At 69.6% G+C, this 2,598-nt stretch carries 3 protein-coding genes; 1 reads left to right on the top strand and 2 read right to left on the bottom strand.

Annotation, left to right across the window (positions count from 1 at the left end):
* Positions 1-273 precede the first annotated feature (273 nt).
* Entirely contained in the window at positions 274-1,509 is a 1,236-nt protein-coding gene (locus JWP83_RS03410; RefSeq protein WP_297725785.1) for an MFS transporter, read from the bottom strand.
* 112 nt (positions 1,510-1,621) lie between these two features.
* Positions 1,622-1,912, bottom strand: coding sequence for a metal-sensitive transcriptional regulator (locus tag JWP83_RS03415; RefSeq protein ID WP_297725787.1), 291 nt, complete (start codon positions 1,910-1,912; stop codon positions 1,622-1,624).
* Positions 1,913-2,021: 109 nt separating this feature from the next.
* Between JWP83_RS03415 and JWP83_RS03420 the strand changes: the two genes are divergently transcribed.
* Positions 2,022-2,598: dihydroxy-acid dehydratase (locus JWP83_RS03420; protein ID WP_297725789.1), on the top strand; the 577-nt coding region annotated here is incomplete at its 3' end.

A 2,598-nucleotide genomic window follows, 5' to 3' on the forward strand; every position in this document is an offset into this window, starting at 1 on the left:
TCCGCGGGCGCCGCCACGGCCCCCGGGTCGCCCGGGGCCGGGTCGGGGTCGGCGAGCGCGGGAACCGCGCTCAGGACCAGTGCCCCGCTCAACATCGAAGCCAATCCGGCGGCCTTCAGAGCCGCGAAGAGGCTCTTACTCGTCCAGCCCGACATATGCATCCCTCCAGTCGCTTTCTCCGAAATAGTGTGGCATAGCGCGCGCACGAGCTATGCACTCCGCGGCGGGCGGCGGACCGACGCGCGGCCCGGTCGGCGCCGCTGACCTGCGCAGCTATGAATTGCGTGAGCTTGCCGGGGCAACGTCCAGCATCTGCCGATTGGCCGCCATGCCGGCCAGCGCGACGCCCATCAGGCCCGCCGAGGCGGTCAGCATCAGCGCGACGCTGCGCTCGTACAGAAGCCCGCCCGCCAGCGAGCCGGCCATGATGCCCACCTGAAACGCCGTCACGTACAGGCCCGAGGCCCCGTCGGGGTCGTCGGCCCCGTTGCGCATCGCGGCGGACTGCATCATCGGCGAGACGGCGGTGGCCATCGCGCCCCACAACACGATCGCCCCCGTCCCGATCAGCGCCGTCGCCGCGGCGCGTCCGCCGCCGAACGCGAGCGCGGTCAGCACCACGAACGCGGCGGTCAATCCCGCCATGCAGATAAGGACGGCGCCCTTCGGCCGGCGGTCCAGGGGCCGCGCCACCAGCCCCACGGCGATCACCCCGGCGGCGCCGTAGGCGGCCAGCACCCAGGCGAGGTTCGGCCCGCGCACGCCGACGACGTCGCGGATGATCACCACGATGTAGGTGTACGAGACGAAATGGCCGGTGACACCGACCATCGTGATGAGGCTGACGACGATCAGCCGGCGATTGCGGTGGTGCCGCGCCCGCGGGCCCACGCACTTGAGCTGGTCGGCGGACAGCACCAGCTCGGGCAGCAAAAGCCAGGCCGCCACGGTGACGACCGCCGCGGCGACGGTGACGCAGACCGCGGCCAGCCGCCAGCCCCACATCAGGCTCATGGCGGCCGTGAGCGGGCTACCGATGACCAGCGCCAGGCTGGTGCCGATGTAGATCGACATCGTGGCGCGTCCGGCGTGGCTCGGCGGCACCAGCCGAGTGGCGATCGGGGCGATGATCGACCAGAGCAGCCCGTGGGTGACCGCGCACAGCATGCGCCCGAAGGCCAGCACGGCGAAGTTGGGCGCCAGCGCCGAGATGAGTTGCGAGACGGTCAGGCAGATCAGGCTGACCAGCAACGCGCGCCGGCGCGGCCAGTGCGCGGTCCAGCGCACCAGCGGAAACGTCGACAGGGCCGCCACCAGCGCGTACCAGGTCAGCAGGGTCCCGACCAGGACCACGCTGACTTGCAGATTCCGCGCGATCGCCGAGAGGGCGCCCACCGGCAGGATTTCCGCCGTGACATACGTGAAGGCCGCCGCGGCCAGCACGGCCAGCTGCGCGGCGACCCGTGGCGTCCACGTTCGCGCGGCAATGGTGGCGGTTTCGGCTGTCATGGGCGTGGGTGTCGTAACCGGCGAGTAATGCTGTTGCTGGATTACGCTGCCCCTACCGTACGCACCACGGCAACGGGTTCACTAAAGTTAGCGTTTCAACACGCCCACGCGATCAGGAACGTACCAGGCGTGCGATGGCGGCGGAGGCCTCGGCCAGCTTGTCGTCGGCCTGGTCGCCGCCCTCGGCCACGGCCCGGGTGACGCAGTGGCTCAGGTGCTCGTCGAGCAGATTCAGCGCCACCGACCGCAAGGCGCTGTTGACCGCGCTGATCTGGGTGAGGACGTCGATGCAGTATTTGTCCTCCTCGATCATGCGCGCGATGCCGCGCACCTGGCCCTCGATGCGACGCAGCCGCTTGGCGTAGTTGTCCTTCTGCTGCGAGTATCCGTGTGCGGTCGTCATGTGCCCGTCAACCCTCCCGTGCCCGTCCTCGTCAGCCGAGTCTACCCCATACCCCGATGGGGTATAACCCGCGCGTTTGCGGGCATCATCGGCCCGGCATACTTGGACGATGGCCACACCCACCGATTCGGCGCCGGCCCCCGACATCAAACCGCGTAGTCGCGACGTCACCGACGGCCTGGAGAAGGCCGCCGCCCGCGGGATGTTGCGCGCGGTAGGGATGGGCGACGAAGACTTCGCCAAGCCACAGATCGGGGTCGCCTCGTCCTGGAACGAAATCACGCCGTGCAACCTGTCCCTGGACCGGCTCGCCAAGGCGGTCAAGGAGGGGGTGTTCTCGGCCGGCGGCTATCCGCTCGAGTTCGGGACGATCTCGGTTTCCGACGGCATCTCGATGGGTCACGAGGGGATGCATTTCTCCCTGGTGTCCCGCGAGGTGATCGCCGACAGCGTCGAGGTCGTGATGCAGGCCGAGCGGCTGGACGGCTCGGTGCTGCTGGCGGGGTGCGACAAGTCGCTGCCCGGAATGCTGATGGCCGCCGCGCGGCTGGACCTGGCGGCGGTGTTCCTCTACGCCGGCTCCATCCTGCCGGGGCTGGCCAAGCTGTCTGACGGCAGCGAGCGCGAGGTCACGATCATCGACGCGTTCGAGGCGGTGGGAGCCTGTGCGCGCGGGTTGATGTCCC

The organism is Mycobacterium sp. (genome assembly GCF_025965855.1).
Lineage (GTDB): Bacteria > Actinomycetota > Actinomycetes > Mycobacteriales > Mycobacteriaceae > Mycobacterium.

Excerpts from the sequence above, each read along its gene's own strand:
- JWP83_RS03410 (WP_297725785.1), bottom strand. The coding sequence starts at position 1,509 with ATGACAGCCGAAACCGCCACCATTGCCGCGCGAACGTGGACGCCACGG.
- JWP83_RS03415 (WP_297725787.1), bottom strand. The coding sequence starts at position 1,912 with ATGACGACCGCACACGGATACTCGCAGCAGAAGGACAACTACGCCAAG.